General features: G+C 56.1%; 24 protein-coding genes and 2 pseudogenes. 11 read left to right on the top strand and 15 right to left on the bottom strand.

The genetic code is table 11. From position 1 onward, the window contains the following. Positions 1-60: 60 nt before the first annotated feature. The 3 genes from CUN63_RS01315 (at position 61) to CUN63_RS01305 (ending at position 2,867) form a co-directional block, all read left to right on the top strand. Positions 61-801, top strand: a complete 741-nt coding sequence (locus CUN63_RS01315) for a TorF family putative porin (protein ID WP_129436849.1) — start codon at positions 61-63, stop codon at positions 799-801. 50 nt (positions 802-851) lie between these two features. Continuing rightward, on the top strand, positions 852-2,264 hold the full coding sequence (locus CUN63_RS01310) for a cytosine permease (RefSeq protein WP_129436848.1): 1,413 nt from the start codon (positions 852-854) through the stop codon (positions 2,262-2,264). Positions 2,265-2,408: 144 nt separating this feature from the next. Further along, entirely contained in the window at positions 2,409-2,867 is a 459-nt protein-coding gene (locus tag CUN63_RS01305) for an N-acetyltransferase (protein ID WP_129436847.1), read from the top strand. A gap of 15 nt (positions 2,868-2,882) precedes the next feature. Here CUN63_RS01305 and CUN63_RS01300 read toward each other — a convergent pair whose 3' ends face one another. Both CUN63_RS01300 and CUN63_RS32530 read right to left on the bottom strand, forming a co-directional pair. Continuing rightward, a complete protein-coding gene (locus tag CUN63_RS01300) occupies positions 2,883-3,743 on the bottom strand; it encodes a phosphotransferase (protein WP_129436846.1) in 861 nt (286 codons plus the stop codon). Positions 3,744-3,851: 108 nt separating this feature from the next. Beyond that, positions 3,852-4,634 carry a hypothetical protein gene (locus CUN63_RS32530; protein ID WP_306108951.1) on the bottom strand — a complete coding sequence of 261 codons (783 nt, stop codon included), beginning with the start codon at positions 4,632-4,634 and terminating at the stop codon, positions 3,852-3,854. A gap of 504 nt (positions 4,635-5,138) precedes the next feature. On the opposite strand from CUN63_RS32530, the gene CUN63_RS01290 reads away from it, so the two are divergent. Beyond that, complete coding sequence (locus CUN63_RS01290) at positions 5,139-7,301, top strand: ATP-dependent endonuclease (RefSeq protein ID WP_129436845.1); 2,163 nt, start codon at positions 5,139-5,141, stop codon at positions 7,299-7,301. Between the two features lie 121 nt (positions 7,302-7,422). Here the strand turns inward: CUN63_RS01290 and CUN63_RS01285 are convergent, their stop codons facing one another. From CUN63_RS01285 to CUN63_RS01270, 4 genes are all read right to left on the bottom strand, one after another. Further along, entirely contained in the window at positions 7,423-7,899 is a 477-nt protein-coding gene (locus tag CUN63_RS01285) for a hypothetical protein (RefSeq protein WP_129436844.1), read from the bottom strand. Between the two features lie 75 nt (positions 7,900-7,974). Continuing rightward, positions 7,975-8,331, bottom strand: coding sequence for a DUF6572 domain-containing protein (locus tag CUN63_RS01280; protein WP_129436843.1), 357 nt, complete (start codon positions 8,329-8,331; stop codon positions 7,975-7,977). Between the two features lie 27 nt (positions 8,332-8,358). Continuing rightward, positions 8,359-8,751 (bottom strand): hypothetical protein, encoded by a 393-nt coding sequence (locus CUN63_RS01275; RefSeq protein WP_129436842.1) that lies wholly within the window; start codon positions 8,749-8,751, stop codon positions 8,359-8,361. Beyond that, a complete protein-coding gene (locus CUN63_RS01270) occupies positions 8,738-9,874 on the bottom strand; it encodes a polymorphic toxin type 44 domain-containing protein (protein WP_129436841.1) in 1,137 nt (378 codons plus the stop codon). Before CUN63_RS01270 ends, CUN63_RS01275 begins: the two co-directional genes overlap by 14 nt. A 705-nt stretch (positions 9,875-10,579) precedes the next feature. On the opposite strand from CUN63_RS01270, the gene CUN63_RS01265 reads away from it, so the two are divergent. Both CUN63_RS01265 and CUN63_RS01260 read left to right on the top strand, forming a co-directional pair. After that, on the top strand, positions 10,580-10,939 hold the full coding sequence (locus CUN63_RS01265) for a DUF6124 family protein (RefSeq protein WP_129436840.1): 360 nt from the start codon (positions 10,580-10,582) through the stop codon (positions 10,937-10,939). Positions 10,940-11,146: 207 nt separating this feature from the next. Beyond that, positions 11,147-11,302 (top strand): annotated as a pseudogene (locus CUN63_RS01260) (cysteine hydrolase); the annotation flags it as partial. Positions 11,303-11,580: 278 nt separating this feature from the next. Here the strand turns inward: CUN63_RS01260 and cls are convergent. The 3 genes from cls to CUN63_RS01245 form a co-directional block, all read right to left on the bottom strand. Beyond that, positions 11,581-12,987, bottom strand: a complete 1,407-nt coding sequence (gene cls, locus CUN63_RS01255) for a cardiolipin synthase (protein ID WP_129436839.1) — start codon at positions 12,985-12,987, stop codon at positions 11,581-11,583. A 162-nt stretch (positions 12,988-13,149) separates the two neighbouring features. Next, entirely contained in the window at positions 13,150-13,710 is a 561-nt protein-coding gene (locus CUN63_RS01250; RefSeq protein ID WP_129436838.1) for a YSC84-related protein, read from the bottom strand. 256 nt (positions 13,711-13,966) lie between these two features. After that, positions 13,967-14,869, bottom strand: coding sequence for a LysR substrate-binding domain-containing protein (locus tag CUN63_RS01245; RefSeq protein ID WP_129436837.1), 903 nt, complete (start codon positions 14,867-14,869; stop codon positions 13,967-13,969). A gap of 106 nt (positions 14,870-14,975) precedes the next feature. On the opposite strand from CUN63_RS01245, the gene CUN63_RS01240 reads away from it, so the two are divergent. Together CUN63_RS01240 and CUN63_RS01235 are read left to right on the top strand one after the other, a co-directional pair. Further along, complete coding sequence (locus CUN63_RS01240; protein ID WP_129436836.1) at positions 14,976-16,373, top strand: MFS transporter; 1,398 nt, start codon at positions 14,976-14,978, stop codon at positions 16,371-16,373. Next, positions 16,370-17,644, top strand: coding sequence for a glucarate dehydratase family protein (locus CUN63_RS01235; protein WP_129436835.1), 1,275 nt, complete (start codon positions 16,370-16,372; stop codon positions 17,642-17,644). The genes CUN63_RS01240 and CUN63_RS01235 overlap by 4 nt, the downstream gene beginning before the upstream one ends. Here the strand turns inward: CUN63_RS01235 and CUN63_RS01230 are convergent. Together CUN63_RS01230 and CUN63_RS01225 are read right to left on the bottom strand one after the other, a co-directional pair. Beyond that, positions 17,628-17,936 (bottom strand): hypothetical protein, encoded by a 309-nt coding sequence (locus CUN63_RS01230; RefSeq protein ID WP_129436834.1) that lies wholly within the window; start codon positions 17,934-17,936, stop codon positions 17,628-17,630. The two genes, CUN63_RS01235 and CUN63_RS01230, sit on opposite strands and share 17 nt — an antisense overlap. A 95-nt stretch (positions 17,937-18,031) precedes the next feature. Next, positions 18,032-18,601, bottom strand: coding sequence for an acyl-CoA thioesterase (locus CUN63_RS01225; RefSeq protein ID WP_129436833.1), 570 nt, complete (start codon positions 18,599-18,601; stop codon positions 18,032-18,034). Positions 18,602-18,705: 104 nt separating this feature from the next. Here CUN63_RS01225 and CUN63_RS01220 point away from each other — a divergent pair, with 104 nt between their 5' ends. The 3 genes from CUN63_RS01220 to CUN63_RS01210 all read left to right on the top strand — a co-directional run bounded on the left by CUN63_RS01220 (position 18,706) and on the right by CUN63_RS01210 (position 21,257). Continuing rightward, complete coding sequence (locus tag CUN63_RS01220) at positions 18,706-19,671, top strand: GlxA family transcriptional regulator (RefSeq protein WP_129436832.1); 966 nt, start codon at positions 18,706-18,708, stop codon at positions 19,669-19,671. A gap of 38 nt (positions 19,672-19,709) precedes the next feature. Continuing rightward, positions 19,710-20,099, top strand: coding sequence for a cytochrome c family protein (locus CUN63_RS01215; RefSeq protein ID WP_129436831.1), 390 nt, complete (start codon positions 19,710-19,712; stop codon positions 20,097-20,099). Between the two features lie 96 nt (positions 20,100-20,195). Beyond that, positions 20,196-21,257, top strand: a complete 1,062-nt coding sequence (locus tag CUN63_RS01210; RefSeq protein WP_256657650.1) for a sterol desaturase family protein — start codon at positions 20,196-20,198, stop codon at positions 21,255-21,257. 64 nt (positions 21,258-21,321) lie between these two features. Here CUN63_RS01210 and CUN63_RS01205 read toward each other — a convergent pair whose 3' ends face one another. From CUN63_RS01205 to CUN63_RS01190, 4 genes and pseudogenes are all read right to left on the bottom strand, one after another. Beyond that, positions 21,322-23,037, bottom strand: coding sequence for an amidase (locus CUN63_RS01205; protein WP_129436830.1), 1,716 nt, complete (start codon positions 23,035-23,037; stop codon positions 21,322-21,324). Between the two features lie 181 nt (positions 23,038-23,218). Continuing rightward, positions 23,219-23,647: a nuclear transport factor 2 family protein gene (locus CUN63_RS01200; protein WP_129436829.1), complete on the bottom strand. Its 429-nt coding sequence runs from the start codon at positions 23,645-23,647 to the stop codon at positions 23,219-23,221. 145 nt (positions 23,648-23,792) lie between these two features. Then, positions 23,793-24,365, bottom strand: a complete 573-nt coding sequence (locus tag CUN63_RS01195; RefSeq protein WP_129436828.1) for a chorismate mutase — start codon at positions 24,363-24,365, stop codon at positions 23,793-23,795. Positions 24,366-24,520: 155 nt separating this feature from the next. Beyond that, a pseudogene (locus tag CUN63_RS01190) lies at positions 24,521-24,646 on the bottom strand (phage infection protein); the annotation flags it as partial. Positions 24,647-24,839: the final 193 nt, after the last annotated feature.

Below are 24,839 nucleotides of genomic sequence, written 5' to 3'. Positions count from 1 at the left end.
AGGGGCTCGGCATCGCCATGCCTGAAACAACCCGCACCTCCATAACAATAAGAGACTTGTATGAACGCGCGCTCAGTATTGACCCTTGCCACGCTTGTATTGGCACCCCTGACCACCCAGGCACTGACACTCAACGATGAGTTCAGCCTGGACATGACCCTGGGAGTTTTCAGCGACTACCGCACCCGTGGCATTTCGCAAACCCTGGGTGATCCGGCGGCTCAGGCCGGCGCCACGCTGATGCACAGCAGCGGCCTGTACGTTGGTGCCTGGACCTCGAATGTCGATTTCGGCGGCGAGTTCAAGACGCGGCAGGAACTTGAGTATTACGCGGGATACTACTGGCAGGCGACCGAGGCCATCAGCCTCGATCTGGGGTACATCAAGTACGACTATCCAAAAGAGGGCCAATTCAACCTGAGTGAGGTCTACGCCGTCCTTGACGTTTATGGCGTGAAGCTTGGCGCTTACTACTCAAACGATACGCCGAACTTCTTTGGCGAGGACCAGGACACCCTTTACACCTACCTCAGCTACAAAATCGAATTGCCGGCCGAGATCGGCCTGGACCTGCGCGTGGGTCGAAACGATGTCAAAGACCCGGCTTTCTGGTCCGCCAGCGGCGAAAGCCGTGATGCCTACAGCGAGTGGGAAGCCAAGTTGACCCGTGACTTCGTGGGCGTGACCTGGGGCCTTAGCTACATTGATACCGACCTGTCGAAAAGCGAATGCACGAGCTGGTACGGCTATGGTGATCTGTGCACCGCCACTGTGGTTGCCAGTGCCAGCAAGGCGTTCTAAGCGTTCGAGTTCGCACCATAAAAACAAGCGCCTCAAAGGAAAACACCGTAATGACCAAGGTCAGCGATAGTCAGCAGCGAAGTCCCCTGATCGAGACACGATCGATCGATTACATTCCCGAGGCCGAGCGGCATGGCAGCCTCTACAGCCAGTTCTCCCTGTGGCTCGGCGCCAACCTGCAAATCACGGCGATCGTCACCGGCGCCCTGGCCGTGGTGCTGGGCGGCGATGTGTTCTGGTCGCTAATCGGCTTGCTGATCGGCCAGGTGCTCGGCGGTGCAGTGGTTGCCCTGCACGCGGCGCAAGGACCGAAGCTTGGGTTGCCGCAGATGATCTCCAGTCGTGTGCAGTTCGGGGTCTATGGGGCGGCCATCCCGATTGTGCTGGTGTGCCTGATGTACCTCGGTTTCAGCGCCACCGGCGCGGTACTCTCGGGGCAGGCCATTGCCCAGTTGATCCATGTCAGCGACAGCGCGGGCATTCTGATTTTTGCCTCGTGCATCGCGTTTCTGACGATCTTCGGTTACCGGGTCATCCACCTGGTCGGCCGGGTGGCCAGCGTGCTGGGCATCATCGCCTTCGTCTATCTGTTTACCCGGTTGATGACCCTCAACGATATCGGCCAGTTGCTGGAAAACCGTCACTTCGGCTGGAGTACTTTCCTGCTGGCGGTGTCGTTATCCGCGTCCTGGCAGATCGCCTTTGGCCCTTATGTGGCTGACTATTCACGCTACCTGCCGAGCAAGACCTCGTCGTGGAAGACGTTCGCTGCCGTCGGTCTTGGAACAGTGCTGGGTGCCCAGGCGTCCATGGTGCTGGGGGTGTTCGCCGCGGCGTTGGCCGGTGCGAACTTCCGCGGTCACGAGGTGGCGACCATCGTCGGGTTGGGCAGTACCGGTGTGATGGCGTCCCTGCTGTACTTGAGCGTGGTGTTCGGCAAGGTCACGGTGTCCACGCTCAACGCTTATGGCAGCTTCATGTGCGTGGCCACCATCATCAGTGGTTTTCGCAGTCGTCTGGAGATTTCCGCCCGCCAGCGGATGGTGTTTGTGTTGTTGATTGTCGCGGCGTCCACCACGCTCGCACTGCTGGGGCAGTACTCGTTTCTCAACACCTTCAAGTACTTCATCCTGTTTTTGCTGACCTTCTTCACACCGTGGAGCGCGATCAATCTGGTGGATTACTACTTCATCAACAAAGAGCGCTATGACATCCCGGCATTGTCCGACCCGGCGGGTCGCTATGGCCGCTGGAACACGCGCGGGATCAGCGTGTATGTCGTGGGTGTATTGATCCAGTTGCCCTTCGTCGATACGCACTTCTACTCCGGGCCGATGGTCGCGCAGCTCGGCGGTGTCGATATTTCCTGGATCGTTGGTCTGGTGGTCCCGGGGATTCTTTATTACGGCCTGGCCAGGACATCAATGCCGGCGGTGGCCCTGAGCGGAGCTGAAAGGCCTTAAGGATTGGGTGAACCCCAAAAGATCGCTGCCTGCGGCAGCTACAGGTGTACGCCGTCCCTTGTAGGAGCTGCCGCAGGCTGCGATCTTTTGATCTACATTTCCCTTTTTCCGCTCATCAAATCAATCCGTAAGGAGACGATCAACATGGACATCCAGGCCCAGCGCGCCGACGCATCCCACATCGATAAAATCGCCAGCCTGTTCGACGCCTATCGAGGCTTCTACGGCCAGCCGTCGAACCTGCCGCAGTCTCGCGAGTTCATCGCCGAGCGCATTGCCCGGGACGAATCCGCGATCTTCTTCGCCCAGGCCCCCAACGGCGAGGCGCTGGGTTTCGTCCAGTTGTTCCCGACGTTCTCTTCCATCGACGCGCACCGCACCTGGCTGCTCGGCGACCTCTTCACAACACCCGCCGCGCGAGGGCAAGGGGTCGGCACGTTGCTGATGAACACCGCGCGAGCCTTCGCATTGTTGACCGGCGCCAAAGGCATGGTGCTGGAAACATCCACGGACAATGTCGGCGCGCAACGGTTGTATGAATCCTTGGGCTATGTGCGCGATACGGGTTACTACACCTACTGCCTCGACTTGAAGCAAGGCTGAGCCAACCGCTACCGGTTACATCAACTCGTGCAGGAATGCAGCTTGGGCCTTGGGGCAGGTGAGGATGCGGTAACGCGTGCTCCGGGAAACATCACGGTCCCGAAAGCGCTCATACACCGCCTGGAAAACCTCACGGTTCAATTGCGGGTGCTGATGCTTCAGGTAGCGTTCACAGCACGCGTTGTAGTGTTCAACCGATATGAACGTGTTGAACCAGTAGCGATAGAAGTAACCCAGCAGAAAACCCAGGCTGAAGTCGTGATCCAGCACCGAATGCGCGCAGCATTCGAAATCGATCAGGCGCAGCCTGCCATCGGGGCCAATCAGGATGTTCTTGGGGTGTGGGTCCATGTGAACAAACCCCTCGACCAGCGTCTGCCCAAACAGTTGGAAAATGTCCAACAGCAGCGTTTGCGCCTGTTCGGGCTGGGCGATCAGTCGATCATCGACGCTGCAATGGTTGTCGAAAAAACTGACCAGCAAATACTCTTCCTTGAGAAACGGAAAGCGCCCGACATGGCCGAATGCAGCCACTCTGGGCGACGACTCTGACTTGGCAGACACAACGGACAGATTGATGAATTCGTTGGTCAGGTCATGCAGTCCGAACACACGCTTGAGGCCGAGGAAATTCTGCAGCTGCTTTTTCCAGTGGGTCAGGCGGTTGTGTTTCAACACCCATTTTCGTTCACCTTCGAGCAGGAACACGCGGCGGGTTTCCTCGGGAATATCCAGCAACGCATGTTGATCCGGCTCGGCAAAAAAACGCTGAAGCACAGTCACCAGTTCGTTCTGATCAGACGGATCGAAATGGAAGGTGACGTCAGCAATCTTTTGCTGATTCAGAGGGGAAGTAAGGTGTCTGAGGTGTCGCATGTAAAGTCCCGGCTAATGCTTTCTGGTCCGTAAAACGCCGGCAATCGAGCGCGACGCTTTGTCGTTATCGGCAGGACGCTGCAGACCCCTACTCACAGGGTTTATTTTTTATCGCTGGGTTGGCTGCACGTACGCTGCATCGGTGCTTTCCGAGACGCCAAAGGTTGACTTGCCGTAGGCCAACAGGACGGCACCGCGTGGGTGGTTGAAGCGGTATTTACCGGCGACTTTGGCCTGCATCTGGCCCAGCGAGTTGTCGGTGCCGGCCAGCGGCGTGGCCTTGGAGCGGGGCCAGCCGGGGCTAACTTCGACCTGCAGCAAGTCGCCCAGGTCTTTGGGTTGGGTGAATGTGGCCATGGGCTGTTCTGGTTGGCGGGCGGTGTCGGCGAGGCTGTCGATGGCCCACGACGGGGCGACCTGGTCGGCGGTGTCTTTGTTGAATTGGCTGATGAGCCATTCGCGGAAGCGGCGCCAGAGGTCGGCGCTGAGGTAGTGGCCGTGGTCGCTGAATTCGATGACGCCTTGTTCGTCGTCAGCGAGTTCGATGGGGCGTAGGCCTTTTACTGATGGCGGTTGGGCGCCGAGGAACCCGACGTGGCGCAGGTAGTAAACGCCGGGCACGGGGTTGTTGGCGGCGTCTGGGTGGTAGAAGGAGGTGGAGATTTTTTTGTAGCTGCCTTTGGCGCTTTGCTCGGCGAAGGTGGCGTCGACTTGTTGGGGTTCGGCGATCAGGCCTTGGGGGGTGGCGGATAAGGATTTGACCCAGCCGGCGGCCGGGGCGTCGTGCTGGGGGTGGCCGATGACCATGGGGGCTTCGTGGATCGATGGGTTGTAGGCGGCGACAGTGGCGGTTAGGTCGGATTCGGTGAAGTTGAAGCTGGCGCCGCACATGGCGGTGTGGGTTTGAAGATGTGGAGGGGTTTCATGGTTGAGCACTGCACTGGAGTAATGAGCAGAGCGTGGGCTTGAAAGTGGCTTGGGGCTTTTAATCGGGTTTAAAGGGTTTGGGTGGGAGTGCCAGGCGAGATTCGCGGCGGGTGTGATGGTTTTGATGAGCGAGATGAGATGGGAAGTGATGATGAGGGGAGCCAGTGCTGCGCAATGCGGCAGGCTGGCTTTATAAAGCATTTACGTCGTGTTCTTTGCTCAACCGTGACCCGCGACACGCAGTGTACCGTTGCTTGTGCCTTCTAAGACGACAGTGTAAAGCCTTCGGGTCTGGTCTTGGTCTGAGCTATAGCTAACGGGGAGAGCCATTGGTTTCAGTGGTGGAAACTGGGCGATTACTGCTGGTTACAATGGACGGCTGTTGACCCGAAGCGGGCCGTGATGGAGGGCACGAGTCGGCCTAATAGTTGCCGGTCAGCACGGGCAGAAATCGGCCGGAAATAGGCCATGCGAGCGTCATCCCTTTTAAGCGGAGAAGACAGAAATCAAATGAGCCGACGGTCCTGCCGGCAAAGCATAGTAAAGCGCGAGAAAATTACGAGACGAAACTGCACAAACAAGGCATTATGCCATCATTTTGTTGCGCATATTGAGAAAAACGCTTTTCGAACATTAGAGCAACGCTCCTCAAAGAAATTAATGAAATTGTTCGGCAGGCTAGGAAGCGATGGCACTCATTGCCCTAAATGCACCGCCAGCACACGGGATCCCAAAGAGATTTTTATGCCAGAAATTAAAAAATTTACAATTCGAAATTATAAAGGTATCGAGCAAACCTCTATATCTCTAGATGATAGAACAAACAATCCAATCATAACGCTTATTGGCTTAAATGAAAGTGGTAAAACAACCATATTGGAAGCTTTGTCTCATTTTGTAAGTAGCGACAAATTAGTCTCCAGCCTCTTCAAGGGGAGTCGAGCAAAAAACAATACAAATGAAATTATCCCAATAAATAGACGCTCAGCATTCACCGGAAGCATTGAAATAGAAGCTGTAGTCGAGCTAAATGAATCTGATATTAGGAAAGTTTGCGAGTTCGCAAAAAGTAAAAAACTCGACATTGATAAAAATCGTCTATCCACACCATTTAGCCTAATCAAAGAATTAACTTTTGAAGATAGCATCCTAAAAACCAGTTCTCACATTTGGGATGCCGATCTCTGGGTGCGTGAAAAAGGTGATTCTGAATACATAGAGTGCGTGCCAGAAAGTGAAACAGGGGTTTTTTGGAGTGACACTATGGATCTCCTTAATAAAGAACTACCTAGTCTGGAGTATTTTCCGACCTTTCTAGTTGATATCCCAAATAAAATTTACCTACAAGAACATGATGGTGAAAGCACAACAAATCGGCATTATCGTTCAATCTTTCAGTCTATAATGGAGGGGATAGACGATGGGTTGGATCTTGAAAAACATGTCACCCTTAGAATCAGCGCTTACGCAAACAGGAATCCTGATCCCAACTGGCTTGCCAAGTTTGTAACAAGTGCCGAAAAGTCTTTAATAGATGCCGTATTCAAGAAGGTTTCTAATTCAGTCACGAAGGAGGTTATCGGAGGGTGGAGGCGGGTGTTCTCCAAGGATTCCTCGGCCAAGCAGATATCAATAACATGGAATATTGATACTAGCAAAGGCAATATTCCTTATGCCTCTTTCATGGTGTCGGATGGCGAATACGACTACGAAATCAGTGAGCGCTCGCTAGGCTTTCGTTGGTTTTTTTCTTTTCTTTTATTTACTACCTTCAAGGGCGAGAGCAACAAGCCTTCAATATTAATATTCGATGAGCCTGCTGCAAATCTCCACGCAAAAGCACAAGCTGAATTATTAAAAAGCTTTGAAAAGATCGCCACCAATGGGACTAAAATAATATATTCAACACACAGCCATCATATGATAAATCCGCGATGGCTGGGAGGGGCCTATATAGTCGAAAATACCGCGCTAAACCCAGATGACGGAGATAGCTTCGAGTTTGTTTCTAATCCAACCAACATTAAAGCTACAAAATACAAAGAATTTCTTTCGAATTACCCCTCTAGATCTAGCTATTTCCAGCCAGTTATTGAAAGCCTCGATTATGTGGTGCCGGAACTTATTGGCTCGCCCCCCTTTATCTTGGTTGAAGGTATATCAGATTATTATGCTTTGACCATTGCGCAAAAAATTAGCAAAATCAATCTGCATTTCCGAATCTTACCCGGCGTAGGCTCAGGCGCTAGTGGCCCTCTAATCAGCCTTATGATGGGCCGCGGAGAGCATTTTATGATTCTGCTTGACGATGACTCGGCAGGAAAGAAAGAGTCTGCACGATATAAGGAAGGTTGGTTTCTCCCGACGACAACAGTATTCACCTTGTCTGAAATTAATGACAAGTTTACGGGGATGGCTTTAGAGGGATTACTTGATTCAAGCACGATCGACTTAGTTAAGAAGCACTACGATATTTCCACCGCCCCGTCAAAAAAGCAAATAGGCTGGTATCTATCCGAAGCTTGTGCAAAAACAGAAGTTAATCGAGCAGCCATATCAGCAAGCACACTAAACGATCTTGTAGAATTACTTGAGTCGCTAAATTCCAGGGTTAGACCTGATACAAACTGAATAGTACCTTGATTCGTAGACACATTCGAGAGGCCGCTTCTGGCCGTTTTCTGCCTCTCGCGACGGACAGAAAACGGCCAAGAGCTGTCACCCAGCGACTACAAAACCAGGGCCGATTCAGCTATAGCAAAACATCTCTGTCATTCAACGCGATTTCTATCACCTGCTCTGGCGATAATCTCTGCGAGTAACTGACATCGTTGAAGCATTCGCCTGGCCAGAAAATCAAATCGGAGATGCGTTCACTGGGTATATTGATTGCCAGCATGTTCAGCCAAAAATCGATGTCTTGTTCAGCCCCATCGCTCTCCATTACCCTTCGAGCCAGCTCTATAAGTTCACCCCTCGTTACATCTGCTACTGGCCGCTCAAACGGTGCTGCTAAGATCTTGCGAACCCAAGCCTCATGGCCTTGGCCGCCATAAATACCCTGAAAGTCGATGAACCCAAGCTCTGTCATCGCCTCTCGGTTGAATTCCGACAACTGGCTCAGCGTCTGCTCAGGATGTCCGCAATCAATTTCTTCAGCGAGTTTCGTTAGTCGAACAACCATGGATTCATCAAGTGCAGGCGGCGTTAACTCAGTACGAAGCTCCATTTCATCTCCCAATTCGCTTGCTGTTCCTTGAATCTCTGCGAAGCCGAAAACGTTCAGACAAAGACATTGGCGTGATCACATATTACGTATTGCTTCGTCCGCTTTAAGCTCGAATTCAAAACCGATGCCCACTTCTTCTAGAGTCTCTGTGACACGGCCAATGAAGAGCTCTGCTTGCTCTGGTAACTCATACAGGCCAAGAACACGAATGATGGGATGTTTACCCAGTGCACCGGGAATTTCGGTGTAAATCTCACCGCTTTCGATGAAGGCGATGTACGTGTTGATTTTCTCTTGCAGCAAGAGCAAGTGTTCGCCTTGTTCAGCTTTACCACCCCATTCAAGGTGGTCAGTGATAACGAGCACCAGGTCGTGTAGCTCTCGCTTGGGAATTGCCCAGAAATCGATCACACGTGGATTTGTTATGGACATTTATGCCCCCTATGGCTTGGCTAAATCCTACTTACAAACTTTCAATCGCTCTCCATCAGTGCCACTGCCTTCACTGGTGTCAATCTCGCCGTTACGGTCAATATGAATTTCCGTTGTCGGCCATTGGGGCGTAATGCTGACGCAACGGTTCAGGCCCTTCGCATTCCACCAGTCGAGACGCATGAAGAACTCATCGTCAGGAAAGATATGTCCTACATCACCCGTGGTCTTTCCGGGCAGCAGTTCACCGCGAACGATTGTGTGCTGTGTGTTCAGGACGTAACTAATTTTCTTGGTGCCGTCTTTTGAGTAGAAAACGACAACTCGCGGTATAGCTACGTACCAGCACACCACAGCACCAATGAGAAACAGCCCTATCCACCGCCCAATATGTCGTGGTCGCTTTTCACTTGCAGGCATGTTTTTGAACCCCTGTACCCCAGTCAGCAATTGGCACTGCCAACACCTTGTCCATGATGATTTGTGCAGTGACACCGCCGTTCGGATACTCCTTGTAGAGTTCCATTCCGAGGATAATCGACACCCTATCAGGAGCATCGTCCCATGCTCGCATCCCTTCGACGCCTTCCGTCCTTCGTGGGCCATCAAACCTCTTAGGGTCTTTGAGGAAGCGCCAACTGTCTGAGCCTATTTGCTCAACTCCAGCGCCGTCCAATTGCACGCTGTCAGAGAGTCCACCGGCTAAGCCGACATACCCATAATGGATGTTCGACCAGATGTCGTAGTAGAAGTCATACGCCCCTTGTTTGTGCCAAGGTACACCAAACAGTTTGGCCAATTTGGGCTTGTGATCCCAATCCTGACCCTGACCCACCTGTTTCGTCCAGATGGCGAAAGCCATCGCCTTTTTTCCAAGTTCCATGTTGTAAAACTGGGGGTCTTGCCCTAGGCGCAGGTAGAGCGGAAGCTCCATAAATTTCTTGGTTTCCGCCTCAGGATCGAAGCTGTTTAGTTCTTTCATTTCCAAGACTGCTGGGTCTTTGATATTGCGGTTCATCTCATCGGCGATGTAATCGGCCAGTTGCTCCATCATGTCAGGGTCTTTGCACGTAGTAGGTGCTTCCGGCTCTGTCTTCGCTTCGGGTTTTTCGGTGCTGGCTTGCGGATCTACCAAGGCATTCGCCGCCAGAGCCTTCTCTTTCAAATTTGGATCAGCGAGCAAGGTCGCCATCTTTTCATCGTCCACGGTGCCATCTGGGCGGAAAGCTCCCAGTGCCATGAAGTTGATGATGGTTGCACCGCCAGCATCGCCCATGACAAACCCGCCACCTACATCGCCTGACCCGGTGATGATGGTTCCGCCATGGCTGGTAGGACTGCCAAGGTGGGCCATAGGACGGCCATTCACTTGAATCGATGGAAACCCTGTGGTGATTACGGTGCCACAACCACATGTATCGCCAACACGTGCGGAGCCCATAAAGTTGATATTTACGTCGCCACTGGCGGAGGCAATCGGGGTGGTGCCATGGCCGGGCAAAGGGCAGACATGCTTGTCACCCAGTCGTGCAGAAGAAATCATGTATCGTCCTTGAGTCGTTGCGAGGAGTTCCAGCTTGGGGCTGGGGTAGTCTGACTTTATCGGGAAGCTCAAACAATGGCTGCAAGACAAATCCCAAAAGTCTTGCTGAAAACCTTCCGTGTTCCGTGTCAGTTGCTTTCTATAAACGATACCGGGTCGTGGTGAATCGCCCCTAGTTTCGTAGACACATCCGACTGACTCCTTTTGGCCGGAATCAGACTGATTCAAGAGTTCACACTACCCACTACACCTGCGACGCTTAGACTTAAAAAATGTGTAGGATGCGTCCATGATTTTCTCAAGGTTTCACCTCGCGCAAGAAGCGTGCGTCAGATTATTAAACATCTCCACAGGGTGTTTGTTTAAGCGCCATCAAGGTTACGTCCTGAAAGCTACAAAACCTTGCGCCGTTGCCTACGGCTGCGCCAGAATCCGCCGGCTTGTGTGACGTGAGCCTTGGTTCTATCGTTTCCGTGTCGCTGATAATTCAGCGGTCGGGCTTGGAAACTCGACGGGTAAACGACACGAAGGCACCTCTTCATAACGTACTTTTTCGCACTATGTGCATTCCGTTATGGCGGCTGTGCGCGGGAGACCTTATAGGTCTGCCGGGCTCGTTTACCCTGGTTTTCCAACCTGCGTACAGCTGCCACCCCTTCGCTTGGAAACGAACGTGGCAGCTCCACCAGTAAACGAGGATTTACCATGTTCAAGGTCACACCCAACCCACCGGACACCGATCCGGTCTCCCCGTACGAACCCGATTCAAAAAAACTCAACGAAGCCGCCGAGCGGGCTCTCAATTACCACTTCCCGTCGATTGCCGACATCAAAGCCACCCCGCGAACACGCAGCACCCTGTTTTACGTGGACCCAGAGGCCACGACCGAAACCCTGGCGGTTTTTCTGGTCGAAACCCTGGCCGCGATTGATGTGATGGTCCACGAGTTGGTGGACCGCTTGGATGGTGGCTCGCGCTATTCCCTGTTGGGCATTTCCAACAGCGTCATGGTGGCTGAAATCACGGCAAACCGATTGCTGGATAAAATTGAGCCACCTGCGTAAGTGCGGTCTGCTGTGGTGAGTGGGTAACTGACGTTGGGTTGGGCAGTTGTCCCCTTTGGGGGGCCGCTGCGCGGCCCGACGGAAGCCCGCTCCCTCGCCACAGGTTTCTCGGTTGCCGTTGCTGACCGGTGATTGGTTTTTGTGTCAGGCCTGGGATGCCGCGTCATCGTTCATCGCGAGCAAGCTCGCTCCCACAGGTATTGCGGCGACTTCATGCCCGAGTACAAGCCCTACATCTTCGACGGCAAAACCATCATTGCTTCACCGCACAAGGTTTACGGCCCGGAAACCAATGACCTGGCGCTGCAGCTGCGCAAGTACGGTGTGTCGCAAATCATATTGGCGGGCATGGCGGCGAACCTGTGGAGTTTCTAAAGGCCAAATAGGTCAGGCGCGACCAGGCTGTGCCTCGCGATACGGGGTGCAGCCTTGCCAATGCGAGACGGTCTTCGATTCTATGTAAACCCGAGAAACGACAGGATAACCACGACAATCACAACTACCCCGACGATGTAGATGATGTTGTTCATGAATTCCACCTCTCAACCTGAATTGGATTGCGACGCGAGGGTGTACAAATATAAGGTAGTGCACCTTTGCTCCCACTTCCATTAGGCAGCACAGTTCCCGCGCCACTCGACTTAAAGCCAGTATTCCCAAAGTCGCGCCATCTGCTCCTTGGCTCTTACTGCGAGCGAGCGGCGCTGCCACGTTTCCAGCTTGATTTCGTTCGACTTGGCCAGATCAGCCATGAATGCCGCCTGCATCTTTTTTCCAAATCCGGTGCCCAGCACAACGGCGTTGACTTCATCGTTGTGCACGAAGCTGCGCCAGTCGAGGTTGGTGGAGCCGACACTCGACCACACGCCATCGATTGCGGCAGTCTTGACGTGGAGTAGCGCATCACGGCGTTCGTAAAGCTTGACGTTGGCCTCCAGCAGCTCGCTGTAGTAGGCGCGTCCGGCATGGAACACCAGCCACGAATCGGTGCTACTGGGCAACACCAGCTTGACGTCTACGCCACGTGCTGCCGCCTCCTTGAGTGCCGCCAGCAACTGCGGGTCGGGCACGAAGTAGGCGTTGGTCAGCCATATCTCGGTCTGCGCGCTATGCAGCGCCGAAATCAGCGTGGCATAGATCAGGCTGAACGGCTCATCTGGCGAGCTGCCGATGGCGCGAATCACCTCGGTGCCTTTGCGCTCCTGTGGCGGAAAGTAGTGGCGAGGCGCGAGTGGTTCACCTTTCTGGGCAGTCCAGGTTCCGATGAACAGCTTCTGCAGGTCTGCAACCACGGGTCCCTCGATGCGCAAGTCGGTATCGCGCCAGGGCAAATCACCCGTTGGGCGAGTCTTCGAGTGAGTGCTGAACGAGCCCCCTGAATAGACACTGCTGATGTTGATCCCGCCGAGAAAGGCAATCCGGCCGTCCACTATCAGCAGCTTTCGGTGGTCGCGCTGGTTCACGTCCCAGCCCGCTTTGGCCGTCACCGGATTGATGGGGTGGTACTCCAGCACTTTGATGCCCGCTTCGGTCAATCGAGAGAAAAACGCTGAGGGTGTTCCAAGGGTTCCGACGCTGTCACGGATCAGATTGACCTGTACGCCTTTGTGTTGCTGAGCGATCAGTGCGGCGGCGAAACGCTGGCCGACTTCATCGTCGTCGAGGATGTAGGTCTCCATGTTGATGTGGTCGCGCGCAGCTTCAATGGCTTTGATCATCGACTGGTAGGTGGTGGGACCGTCCTGCAGCAAGTCGACCTTGTTTCCTTCCGTTAGCGGGCTACCGGCGACTGATTCTTCGATTGCGAGGTGCGCATCGAAGATGTTGGTTTCTGCGCCGGTGGACTTAAGTCGGTCGAGAATGGCTTTGCTGTGCTCGGCTGACAGAGGTCCGTGTATTCCGTCGAGTTGCACTGGCGCAGAGGGAGCGCGAGCCATGTCCGGCACTATCCTAGGCAAAGCACTGGAGCCAATCACAAATGTCAGGAGCACAACCACGCATAGCACCAGAGCAATACATGCACCCTTACATCGGGTTAGAAGATTCATTAGGCCCCCTCTTGGCGAGGACGGTGATAGCGCTCAACAATTCAAGAATTTCGCCGTGCATCCTGTCCCAAAGGGGCGTCTTGCCTGGTACACAAGACGCCTTGGTAGAGGGGGCACCCACGCGGCACGCCTCAAAAGACAGACCCCTTGAAGGGCAGGCTTTCAGCGCTTGATCAGGGAAATCTTCGTTCCCTCGATGCTGACCCCGGCCATTAACCCTTGCTGGTCGAATATGAACGCGTAGGCATCGTCCTTGAGTGTCGAACTCGACAGATTCTTCGCGACGCCTGCGTCAACCACGACAACGGTTGGCCCCACGCCGACTTCCCAGCCCTTGGTTTCACGAACATAATTCACGGCTTTGTCAGTCATCAGGAACACCGCATAACCGTACGATTGGGCGCCTGCCTGCAGCCCCCATGACCCCGTTACGGAGTTGTAGTAACTATCCACTTTCGAGCCCTTCATCAGCACGCCTTCGCCATAGCTGCCACCAAACACAAGGCCGGCCTTGATGATTTTCGGGAAGACCAGCACCGCTTTGGCATTCTGCGAAATGGTTTTGGCAAAGGGTGTGGACTTGTAAAGCGTTTGCAACGCTTGCTTGGAGTCGGCATTCAGGTCCTCGGCGGTTGCCGCACCTGCAGTGTTCAGGAGGCTCGCTGATGCCAATGAGGCTGTCGCGAGGAAGATCGATAGGAAGAAGCGCATTGACTGAGTCATTTTCGTACTCCGGTAAGGGAGCAGGGGATGGGAGCAGCAGTCAGCGCCTGCACCAGACAGGATCCGAACCTACTGAACGTTATCCGGCGCACCCTGATGTGTGTGAATTGCAAAACGTCGCTTTTGAATGAACCAGGCCCAAGGCCTTTGATCAGTCGCGACGCCATCAGATGTTTGGACCACTGCGCAAGGGCCGGGTTCGTCGTCAGAGGCAAAGTGGTCGATGACCCCAAAGAAACGCCAGGTAACGACAGGCTCAAACGCCCCATCCCTCCCGCACAGCCCTTCGAATGCCATCCAGCAACATCGCAAATGCCGGGTTGTCATTGTTCTCGCGCCAGATCAAATGCAGCTCGCTCTGCACACCTTCGCCCAAATCGATATCGCGAAACACCACGTTCTTGAACACCACGCTGGTGGCGCAGCGCGGCACCAGGGCCAGGCCCATTCCGGCGTTGACCAAGGCCAGAATGGTCAAGGATGAACCGAGCCATTGCACGTATTCCGGGGCGACGCGGGCAGAGCGGAGCATGCCGGTCAGCAGTTCGTTGAACGGCGGGTAGGCGGCGTGGGAGTACATCAGGAACGGTTGCGCATTGAGGTCTTTGACCGACACGGTTTCTGCGCTCGCCAGCCGATGACTGCTCGGCACCGCCAATACAAACGGTTCACGCACCAGGCATTCGGTGGCGTACCCCGGCTCCAGCAAAGGCGCGCGAACAATGCCCAAGTCGATACGACGGGCACGCAGGGCTTCATGCTGCTGGTAGGTGTTCATCTCCGTCAGGTCGATTTTCACATGCGGCTGTTTGAGCCGTGCTTCGGCGATGACTTTGGGCAGGAATTCATACACCGCGCTGCCGACGAAACTGATGTTGACCGAGCCGATGTCGCCCTCGGCAAAACGGCGAGCGGTAACGGCGGCTTGCTGGGCGCGCTCCAGCAGGTTCTGCGCTTCGATGAAGAAGGCGCGGCCGGCGGCGGTCAGGGCGACGCTGCGGGTGGTGCGGGTGAACAGCTCGACACCCAGGTGATGTTCCAGCAGTTGAATCTGTCGACTGAGGGGCGGTTGAGTCATGTTCAACCGTTCGGCGGCACGGCGGAAATTCAGTTCGGTCGCCACCGTTGTGAAACAGCGCAGTTGAGTCAGTTCGAACATTGATCTAAATCCGGTATCAATCGAATGCCAAGTTAGATTAGACGGGATCAATGTGCGCGTCCATGATCGGCTCGTCCCTAAAAAAACAATGAACGGGAGTCGCCCCTTGAATACCCTCCAGAGTCCGCCGGACCCGAACGTGCTCGCCCGCGCAGCGGCCAAGGTCAAGCGCCATGTGCTGCCGCTGTTTGTGGTGATGTTCATCGTCAACTACATCGACCGCGTCAATATCGGCTTCGTGCGCAGCCACATGGAAACCGACCTCGGTATCGGCGCAGCAGCCTACGGCCTGGGCGCCGGGTTGTTCTTTATCGGTTACGCGATCTTCGAAGTCCCCTCCAACATGCTGTTGCAACGCTACGGCGCTCGCGCCTGGCTGACGCGGATCATGTTCACCTGGGGCGCGGCGGCGATGGCCATGGCGTTTGTGCGCGGCGAAACCAGCTTCTATGTACTGCGTTTTGTCCTCGGTGCAGCCGAAGCGGGCTTCTTTCCCGGCATCATTTACTACTTCACCCAATGGCTGCCGTCGACTGAACGCGGCAAGGCCATGGCGATTTTCCTCAGCGGTTCGGCCATTGCCTCGGTGATCTCCGGTCCCGTCTCCGGCGCGCTGTTGAATGTCAGTGGTTTCAGCCTGCATGGCTGGCAGTGGATGTTCCTGATCGAAGGCTTTGCCTCGATCGTGCTCTGTGGATTTGTGTGGTTCTGGCTGCAATCCCATCCGCGCGAGGCGAAATGGCTGAGCGCCGAAGAAAAGGACGCACTGGTTGATGCCATCGTGCTGGAACAACAGGCCCGCGAAGCCACACAGACCGTCAAGCCGTCGATGTTCAAGCTGCTGGCCGACAAGCAGATCGCGCTGTTCTGCTTCATCTACTTTTCCATCGCCCTGACCATCTACGGCGTCACGTTCTGGCTGCCGAGCATGATCAAGAAAATGGGCAACCTCGGCGACTTCCAGGTGGGCCTGTTCAACTCGATTCCGTGGATCATTTCGATCATCGCGATGTATGGCTTCGCCGCCATGGCCAGCAAATGGAAACACCAGCAAGCCTGGGTGGCCTTGACCCTGGTGATCGCCGCGTTCGGCATGTTCATGTCCACCACCGGCGGGCCGATCTTCGCCTTCGTCGCCATCTGTTTTGCCGCCATTGGTTTCAAGGCCGCCTCGGCATTGTTCTGGCCGATTCCGCAAGGCTATCTGGACGCTCGCATCGCCGCCGCGGTGATCGCCTTGATCAACTCCATCGGCAACCTCGGCGGTTTCGTCGCCCCGACGGCGTTCGGTTTCCTGGAGCAAAAAACCGGCTCCATCGAAGGCGGCCTCTACGGTTTGGCGGCCACGTCACTGGTTGCGGCGGTGGTGATCTTCTTCGCCCGCACGGCAGCTCGGGGCGATGCACGCCACTTGCTGACCGGCAAACCTGCCGCCGACGCGGCACCACAAAAATCTATAAGTCACCCAGCTTTGAAACCTGATCCAAAGGGAGCCGCTTCTTGAAAATCAAACGAGTCACCGTCACCCCAATCGCCTTTCGTGATCCGCCGCTGCTCAACGCCAGTGGTATCCATGAACCTTTTGCGCTGCGCTCAATCATCGAGATTGAAAGCGACAACGGCTACATTGGCCTGGGTGAGAGCTACGGCGACGCCCCGGCGCTGCTAATCCAGCAACAACTGCAAGACCAGCTGATCGGCCTCGATCCGTTCAACCTCAATCAGCTGCGCCGCATCGTGCAGGCCACAGTGGCAGCGAACAAACCGGCAAGCATTGCCGGTGCGGAACTGGCGCCGGGCTCCCACGCCAGCAAAGCGGTGAGCAATGCGTATTCGGCGTTCGAAGTGGCGTTCCTGGATTTGCAGGCACACTCGTTGAACGTGCCGTTGGTGGATTTGCTGGGCGGGGCGATTCGCGACGAGATTCCGTTCAGCGCCTACTTGTTCTTCAAGTACGCCCAGCATGTCGACTCACCCTACAAACCCGACAGTTGGGGCGAAGCCCTGAACGAAGAACAAATCGTCGCCCAGGCCCGGCGCATGATCGAGGCCAACGGTTTCAAGAGCATCAAGCTCAAGGCCGGCACGCTGCCATCGGAGCACGAAGTGTCGTGCATCAAGGCGCTGAAAAAGGCTTTCCCCGGTTACCCGTTGCGCATCGACCCGAACGGCAACTGGTCGCTGGAAACTTCGATCCGCATGGCCGAACTGTTGGGCGATGACCTGGAATATTACGAAGACCCGACGCCGGGCCTCGACGGCATGTCCGAACTGCACAAGCGCACCGGCCTGCCGCTGGCGACCAACATGGTGGTCACCGACTTCGATGAGTTCCGCCGCAGTATTGCTTTGAACAGCGTGCAGATCGTCCTCGCCGACCACCACTACTGGGGCGGCCTGCGCGACACCCAGGCGCTGGCGAAAATGTGCGACACCTTTGGCCTTGGCGTATCGATGCATTCCAACTCCCATTTGGGCATCAGCCTGATGGCGATGGCCCATGTCGCCGCCGCGGTGCCCAATCTGGATTACGCCTGCGATACGCATTACCCGTGGCAGGAACCGGATGAAGAGGTGATCAAGGGCGGCAAAATACCCATCGTCGATGGCTGCGTGAAGATCACCCGCGCACCCGGATTGGGCCTGGAGCTGGATCACGATCAATTGGGCAAGCTGCATGACCAGTACCTGACTTGCGGCATTCGTCAGCGCGATGACGTGAAACAGATGCAGCGTTACAAGCCGGAGTGGAAGGCGGTCAAACCGCGTTTTTGAGTTCAGTCAGCAAACGCTCTATCTGCGCCAACTCCCAGGTGCTGAGCAAACTGACCGGGTCCGTGCCGTAACGTTGCCAACTGTCGAACACGCCCTCGCGGCCGTCCGGGCCTTGGCAACGTTGGCAGTGACGAAGGCGATTGCCATCGAAGTCGAGGGTCAGACGCCAGCCCTCGATATCGACTTGTACCTGGCCGGGCTCGGGTTGTTCGTCGAGGCTCTTCAGAAGCCGAACTTCCAGCGCGGCGTCGCGCAATTGCTGGTAAACCTCGCGGGCGGTCAGGGGCGGCACTGATGTCTCCGGTGAAATCGTGGCAAGCGTAGATTCGGGGTGCACAGGATAGAGTGTGCGCTTGAGGCTGTCAGCGGATAGCGGGAGCGCCGAATTTATTCGACGGTCTGCGGGCGCCGGGCAGGCTGACCCTCTTCCTCTCGAAGCTCACGGCTCATGTCATTGCAGCTTTGCGACCAGTCTGTCAGCCACGTCGGCATCGACGGCGACTGTTCAGCCAAGCCCAGTTCCCGGGCGTACTCGCCAGGTGGAACGGTGCCTTTGGCAGAGCGGAACAGACCCCGCATCACCAGGACACCGACCACGCGTCCCTTGCTCACGAAGCGGTGCTCCATAAAGCTCCACTTGTTGTCCCAGCCCAGCATCCTGGTGTGAATCTCGAACGCTTCAAACAGCTTCAGTTCACGCCGAAACTTGCCCCAGGTGTCGCCAACGATAGGCACGGCCTTATTGCGCAGCGCCACCCGGAATGCACCGCTGCGCAACACGTAGTCCATGCGTCCTATATCAGCCAGGGTGAAATACCGGCCATTGGTCACGTGTCGGTTGAGGTCGAGATCAAGCGGCCAGACGCGCATGTGGACGACGGTGGTGGCCAAGGCGTCAACCGGCTTGCGCCACGGACAACGGAACAGCATGAGGAAAAGTCGGAACCAGAGATTCATAAGTACGCGATGATTGAGTGACGCGTGCACTTTAGGGAGGAAGGATTGGGTAAGGTAGGTGCGCAAATGACTTTTTTCATGCGAAAAGCGCAATTGGATCATTTATGCACATCACGCTTTTACTGGCGGATCAATGTTCAGCCGCCAGCGCCACGATGGCCCTGGAAGTGCTCAGCGCCGCCAACCTGTTCGCCGACACGGCCGGCGCGCCTTTTGACGTGGTCATCGCCTCGCTTGATGGTGGTGATGTCGCCGCGTGGGGAGGGCAGACACTGCGCGTGGACCGGTCCACCGTCGAGATCCCGCGAACCGATCTGGTGCTGATCCCCGGATTCCTCTTCACCTTGAAGGATGCCTTGCCGGCCTTTTCAGCCTATGGGCCATGGCTGCGTCAACAGCATGCGCAGGGGGCCGTGCTGGCTTCAATGTGCACGGCGGCATTCATGCTGGCCGAAACGGGCCTGCTGGATGGCGTTCGTGCTACCACGCACTGGGCCTTTGCAGACTTCTTTCGTCGTCGGTATGCCGAGGTCTGTCTGGAGGAGTCGCAGATCCTCTGTGAGGACAATCGCGTGATCACGTGCGGGGGCGCGAGTGCCGCCATGGATCTTTTGCTGCACCTCGTGCGCCGGTTCGCTTCACTGGAACTGGCGCAAAAGTGCAGCAAATACTTGCTGGTCGACGCTGTGCGCAGCGAGCAATCGGTGTATGTCATGTGGTCATTGCCGAAGAACCATGGGGATGGCGACATCCTGCAGGTTCAACACTGGCTAGAGGAGCGCTTCGATCAGCCGCTGTTGATCGATGACGTCGCTCAGCGATTCGGGTTCGGTGTCAGGAACTTCAAACGGCGTTTCAAGGAAGCCACCGGTTACACGCCCATTACCTACCTGCAAACCATGCGTCTGGAGAAGGCAAAACAGCTTCTTGAATCCACCCGCATGACACTCGACAGCATCACTTACGCCGTAGGCTACGAAGACGGTAATTCGTTCCGTAGACTGTTCCGCCAGCGAGTGGGTTTGCTGCCGGCGGCGTACAGGAAGAAGTTTCAAGCGGGTGCGAGTTGATTCACTGGCGCCAAGCCACAGATGATTGGGAGCAGAACATGCAGAAAACCGCCGTACTCACCTTCGCCCTGGTGCTCAATGCAGGATTATTCAGCGCGCAAGCTCAAGCGGCCGGCGATGCTGAAGCGGGTGCGACACTGTTCAAGCGGATATGCGGCGGCTGCCATCAGGTCGGGGAGTCGGCGCGCGGTTCATTCGGGCCGCAGCTCAATGGTATTTTTGGACGCCCTTCGGGCAGCACCACGGATTATCAATATTCCGATGCGATGAAATCAGCCGGCATTGTCTGGAACCGCGAAACGCTGACCGCGTACCTCGAAGCTCCAAAAAAAGTGGTACCTGGCACCCGCATGATTTTCTGGGGGCTCAGCGACCCGGAAAAGATCGACAACCTGTTGGCGTACCTTCAGACGTTTCAGCCGCAATAGGGCTTTGTGATTTTCGAAAGGTATTCGCTCGGCTCGGAACACCCGGTGGTTACGATCTGAATTACAATCCCCCCTTTTGACGGAGGGGAGCCGTTAATGGATGTTTTCGCGCTTCTGTATGACTACCTGATCAAGTGGGTGATCGAGCCTGTTGCAGACGAGTTTCTTGGCATTTTCGATCTGAACGGCCGCTTCAGCGTCGTGTTTCTCTGCTTGTCCTACAGCATCGCCTATAGCCTGTACCGATTCAGAAAATATCGTGGACTGACCGACGCACGTTCTTTCTGGCAGTTCATCGGCGGGCACCGGGTTCATTTTCATCCCTCGGCGTTGCTGGATTACCGGTACTACTTCGTGCGGGCCATCCTGAAGGTCGCGCTGGTGCTGCCCATTGTTGGCCTGGTCGATCCGTACGTCCTGCGCTCCGGTGACTACATTTCGTTTTTCAACAATCTTTGGGGCGCGCGCGTGCAGGTGGGGGAGAACCTCTCACTTTCCTTGCTCTACGGGCTGGGCGTGTTTCTGGTGCAAGACTTTATCCATTACTGGGCCCATCGCGCCTTTCATTCCCGGCATCTATGGGCGTTCCACAAAGTCCATCATTCCGCGCCCGTCCTGGTGCCGGCGACGGCGAGCCGGATTCACTTTGTGGAAAAAATCGTCGAAAAACTGACTGACACCGTCTGCCTCGGCGCTTTCGCCGGTGTCTTCTGGTACGCCTGTGGCGGGGAGATCAGCCGGTACACCTTGTTCGGCGTGACCTACATGGTCTTGATCCTCAATGCCTTGGCGGCCAATTTGCGTCACAGCCATGTCTGGTTTTCATTCGGCCCCGTGGTCGAGCATGTACTGAACAGCCCGGCGCAGCACCAGATTCACCACAGTGACGCGCCCCGACACTTCAACAAGAATTTCGGTATCAACCTGTCACTCTGGGACTGGATGTTCGGGACGCTCTACGTCACGCACTCGACGCCCGAGCCTATTCAGTTCGGCACCGGCAAACAGGATCATGACCGTTACCTGACGCTCTATAGCCTGATCGTCACACCCTTTGTGGACATCGCCCGCAAGATCTCCACCAGGCGTGCCATGGAATGGCCGTCGCGTTTTGCCGAAAAACTCTCGTTGATGCTCTTCCGTCGACGTTGGCGCTGAATTCCGGGGCGACGGTCAACCAGTGGACGGGATCGGAGCGTGTAAAGCCCCAATCCCGCCCTTTCTAGTGTTTGCCAACCGGCAAGGGTGGGGTTCGAGGCGGAATCAATCGTTTTGTCCCGATCGATTCGAACGCCGAAGCCAGGCGCAGTAGCGTCGAATCGTCATAGGCACGACCGGCGAATGTCAGCCCGACGGGCATGCCGATGTCCGGCACGACGCCCATCGGTACAGTGACCGTGGGAACGCCCAGGTGCCGGATGGCGAGGTTGCCGTTGGCGACCCAGATGCCGTTGCTCCACGCGATATCCGCAGACTTCGGATCGACATCGGCATTCGCCGGACCCACGTCGGCAACCGTCGGGAATAGCACCGCATCGAGCCCCAGCCGATCCATCCAGTCCTCAAGATCGATTCGACGCGTTTGTTCAAGTCCGCGCAGTCCGTCAGGAACGGTGGTGATCTGGTCCCATGGTGTGATGCCGCGCGCGGCCATCTTCACGTACTCGTCCATGCCTGCGGCAAGGTCGTCCTCCCGGTTGGGGAGCGTGCCCGGGTCGTGAGGGAATATCAGCGGTCCGTCGACATCGGCCAGGCGGTTCAACTTGGGATCGCCATTGGCCCGCAGAAAATCATCGAAGGCCCAGGCCGACAGGTCCCACAATTCGTGATGCAGGAACTCTTTGGACACCAGGCCCCGCGTAAACACCGTCGGCGCACCCGGGCGATCACCTTCGCAATTGGAGACCAGCGGGAAATCGACTTCGATCACTTCTGCGCCAGCGGCTTCGAGTGCTTTGCGAGCCTCTTCCCAGAGCCCGATCACGGAAGGGCGGGTGATGATTCGCTGCCCCGTCGGACCACCGATGCCAGGCGCATCGCTCGTGCCGGCATCCGGATCCGCGTTGATGTACATGCGCGGAATACCAAAGCGCTTTCCTGCCAGTGCATCGGACTTCACGGCCAACTCGGCATAGGAAGCGGGACGCACCGAAGCGACACTCGGAATCGGCACCCAGGGTTGCATCCGCCACAGATCGCCACGGGTGTCGGGATCATTCGCCACCACCACGTCGAGCACTTCGAGCAGGTCGGCCATCGTTCTGGCAAACGGCACGACAACGTCCATCGTCGGCGTCAACGGCCAGTTGCCGCGCACCGAGATCACCCCGCGCGAAGGCGTATAGGCACACAAACCATTGTTTGATGCAGGACCGCGTCCGCTCGACCAGGTTTCTTCCGCGAGGCCGAATGCCGCGAAGCTGGCGGCAGTTGCCGTACCGGCGCCGTTCGATGAACCCGAGGCGAAGGGGGCGGTGAGATAGTCAGCGTTGTACGGGCTCTCCGCGCGGCCGTAGACCCCTCGCTGCATGCCGCCGTTTGCCATCGGCGGCATATTGGTCTTGCCCAGGCAGATCGCGCCAGCAGCGCGAAGCCGTTCGATCGTGAATGCATCGCGATAAGCAATCAGGTTCGCGAAGGCGGGACTGCCGGAGGCGGCAGTGAGCCCTTTCACCAGGTAACTGTCCTTGGCCGTATAGGGAATGCCATCGAGCGGACCCAGCGTCTCGCCCTTGGCCCGACGGGCATCGGACGCCTGCGCTTCGTTCAGTGCCTCGGTGTTTCGAACCACCACCGCGTTGAGGGCGGTGGGCGTGTCGGGTCCGTCGTAGGCATCGATCCTGTCGAGATAGGCCTGGACCAGTTCAACCGCAGTGGTTCGGCCTGACTCGAGCGCAGCACGCAGTTCGGCAATGGAAACTTCGGTGACCTCGATCATGCTGTTACCACCGTCTGCTGATGGGCGACGCGATGAATATTTCCATCGCGCTGAATGTTGGGCTCAGGGACATCACTAATCTCAAAATGGGTATTCATCGGTGTTCTCGTTGCGCTGCTTTACGCGCTCTATTTAACACCAAGCCGGGAGCAGAGGCATCGCCCAAGGCGATGCAACGTCTTCAGGCTTTGCTGGCCGCCAGGTAAGCGCCAAGGCGTTGTCCCATTTGCTCGCCCAAGGCTTGCAGGCCACTCAAGGGACGAACCATCACCTCAAACTCAACGATTTTTCCTTGTTCGTTGAACCGGATCATGTCGATGCCCTTTAACGCTTTCCCGCCGACGTTGGCGCTGAACTCCAGGACGACGCTCAACCCGTCTGCGGTCGACAGTTCCCGGCGGTAGACAAAATCCTCAAATACCTCGATGACCGTGTTGAGAATCATCGATACCACGGCCGCACCCGGGTAAGGCGTGTGAGCCATCGGGGAGCGGAATATCGCCTGTGGGTCCAACAAACCGGGCAAGGCGCTCAAGTCACCCTTGCTGATCATGTCGTGCCACTGGTTCAGGGATTCTGCGGCTTTGGGATGCAGTTTCAGTTCAGACATTTTCAACTCCTGTATTTTTGTTGGTTGGCAAACGCTTCGGTGTTGCTCATGCAATGGTTCACGGCTGCGGATTTCTTAAGAGAACTTCAGTGCGTTAATGGTGACCATTGACGCAAGCAGGGATGCTAGAACGTGATTTACCCTGTCATCGATCTGCGATGCACAGTTCCCCGGTGGCGCGTATCAGTGCCTGACCATGCAGACCGTCCTTGATTAGGCTGGATCGTTCTTTGGCTAGCCAGTTCGCGCATTGCGGGTCATTGCGATAGGGCGCGAAGGCGGCGTATTGCTGTAACAAACGGTTTTGCAGCTCATCGAGCTGTGGCCGGATTTGATTGGCGAGGTCTGGCCGCGGCGTGTCAGGCGCCTTGCCAGCCGCTCGCCATTGGGCCACCAGTCCGTACTGCACCAGCTTGTTGGCTTCAATCTGTGCGGCGATCAATTCGGCTACTTCATCCGGGTCCAGTTTGCGGTCAACGGCCAGCTTCCTGGCGTTGGCGATGACTTGCGCTTCCCGGGCACTGTCCTGGATCGGTTTGCCACTGTCCCACTTAGTCAGCGCCACAAGATCAGCAATGCTCAGGCGTTCGTTCAACGTCATCAGCAGCGGTTGCAAGCTATCGGGTGCCGGGGAGGGCGCACCGGCCTGCGCGCTGCAGGCGAGTAAACCGAGGACGGCGCAGGTCAACAGTTGCGGTAAGCGTGGGGAGTGGAGCATGGGCAAACCTCATGGGTACGGGACTCACAATCAAGTGTTATGTATCACAGGTGCGGCGGAGGCATTAAGCAGGGATCGATTTATTTTGTGCACGAAAAAGCCCGGCTTGTCAGGCCGGGCTTTTCGTTGAGTGCTTCGGTAAAGCCATTCATTTATGCAGCGCGGTTTTCGATCAGACGATCCGAGCCGCCTTCAGCGACAACCGGGTGAGCAGAGGTAGCGGCGAAAGCGTTAACTGCAAAAACCGAGAAAGCGATGCTGAGGAGGATTTGGCGTTTCATGATGGTGTGCTCCGGGGTGTAGTTGTTGGGTATGGCGCTGATGTTACGCCGCGGATTTTTTATGAGAACTTCATTGAGTTGATGGTGACTATCGACGCCGGCAATGATCCTCCTGTCGTCGGCTCTGCCGCTCAGCCAGAACCGCAGGGGTATGCTGGACCTCTTGAACTGTCGAGGCTCTCCAGGTCCGCAA

Source organism: Pseudomonas sp. ACM7, assembly GCF_004136015.1.
In the GTDB taxonomy this organism is placed as follows: domain Bacteria; phylum Pseudomonadota; class Gammaproteobacteria; order Pseudomonadales; family Pseudomonadaceae; genus Aquipseudomonas; species Aquipseudomonas frigoris.
Note: the sequence above shows the minus strand (reverse complement) of the source record. Positions and strands in the feature narration are given on the sequence as shown.

What these genes read in the sequence shown, in the direction of transcription:
- CUN63_RS01315 (WP_129436849.1), top strand. Translation starts at nt 61, where the DNA reads ATGAACGCGCGCTCAGTATTGACCCTTGCCACGCTTGTATTGGCACCC.
- CUN63_RS01310 (WP_129436848.1), top strand. Translation starts at nt 852, where the DNA reads ATGACCAAGGTCAGCGATAGTCAGCAGCGAAGTCCCCTGATCGAGACA.
- CUN63_RS01305 (WP_129436847.1), top strand. Translation starts at nt 2,409, where the DNA reads ATGGACATCCAGGCCCAGCGCGCCGACGCATCCCACATCGATAAAATC.
- CUN63_RS01300 (WP_129436846.1), bottom strand. Translation starts at nt 3,743, where the DNA reads ATGCGACACCTCAGACACCTTACTTCCCCTCTGAATCAGCAAAAGATT.
- CUN63_RS32530 (WP_306108951.1), bottom strand. Translation starts at nt 4,634, where the DNA reads ATGTGCGGCGCCAGCTTCAACTTCACCGAATCCGACCTAACCGCCACT.
- CUN63_RS01290 (WP_129436845.1), top strand. Translation starts at nt 5,139, where the DNA reads ATGCGAGCGTCATCCCTTTTAAGCGGAGAAGACAGAAATCAAATGAGC.
- CUN63_RS01285 (WP_129436844.1), bottom strand. Translation starts at nt 7,899, where the DNA reads ATGGAGCTTCGTACTGAGTTAACGCCGCCTGCACTTGATGAATCCATG.
- CUN63_RS01280 (WP_129436843.1), bottom strand. Translation starts at nt 8,331, where the DNA reads ATGTCCATAACAAATCCACGTGTGATCGATTTCTGGGCAATTCCCAAG.
- CUN63_RS01275 (WP_129436842.1), bottom strand. Translation starts at nt 8,751, where the DNA reads ATGCCTGCAAGTGAAAAGCGACCACGACATATTGGGCGGTGGATAGGG.
- CUN63_RS01270 (WP_129436841.1), bottom strand. Translation starts at nt 9,874, where the DNA reads ATGATTTCTTCTGCACGACTGGGTGACAAGCATGTCTGCCCTTTGCCC.
- CUN63_RS01265 (WP_129436840.1), top strand. Translation starts at nt 10,580, where the DNA reads ATGTTCAAGGTCACACCCAACCCACCGGACACCGATCCGGTCTCCCCG.
- cls (WP_129436839.1), bottom strand. Translation starts at nt 12,987, where the DNA reads ATGAATCTTCTAACCCGATGTAAGGGTGCATGTATTGCTCTGGTGCTA.
- CUN63_RS01250 (WP_129436838.1), bottom strand. Translation starts at nt 13,710, where the DNA reads ATGACTCAGTCAATGCGCTTCTTCCTATCGATCTTCCTCGCGACAGCC.
- CUN63_RS01245 (WP_129436837.1), bottom strand. Translation starts at nt 14,869, where the DNA reads ATGTTCGAACTGACTCAACTGCGCTGTTTCACAACGGTGGCGACCGAA.
- CUN63_RS01225 (WP_129436833.1), bottom strand. Translation starts at nt 18,601, where the DNA reads ATGAATCTCTGGTTCCGACTTTTCCTCATGCTGTTCCGTTGTCCGTGG.
- CUN63_RS01220 (WP_129436832.1), top strand. Translation starts at nt 18,706, where the DNA reads ATGCACATCACGCTTTTACTGGCGGATCAATGTTCAGCCGCCAGCGCC.
- CUN63_RS01215 (WP_129436831.1), top strand. Translation starts at nt 19,710, where the DNA reads ATGCAGAAAACCGCCGTACTCACCTTCGCCCTGGTGCTCAATGCAGGA.
- CUN63_RS01210 (WP_256657650.1), top strand. Translation starts at nt 20,196, where the DNA reads ATGGATGTTTTCGCGCTTCTGTATGACTACCTGATCAAGTGGGTGATC.
- CUN63_RS01205 (WP_129436830.1), bottom strand. Translation starts at nt 23,037, where the DNA reads ATGATCGAGGTCACCGAAGTTTCCATTGCCGAACTGCGTGCTGCGCTC.
- CUN63_RS01200 (WP_129436829.1), bottom strand. Translation starts at nt 23,647, where the DNA reads ATGTCTGAACTGAAACTGCATCCCAAAGCCGCAGAATCCCTGAACCAG.
- CUN63_RS01195 (WP_129436828.1), bottom strand. Translation starts at nt 24,365, where the DNA reads ATGCTCCACTCCCCACGCTTACCGCAACTGTTGACCTGCGCCGTCCTC.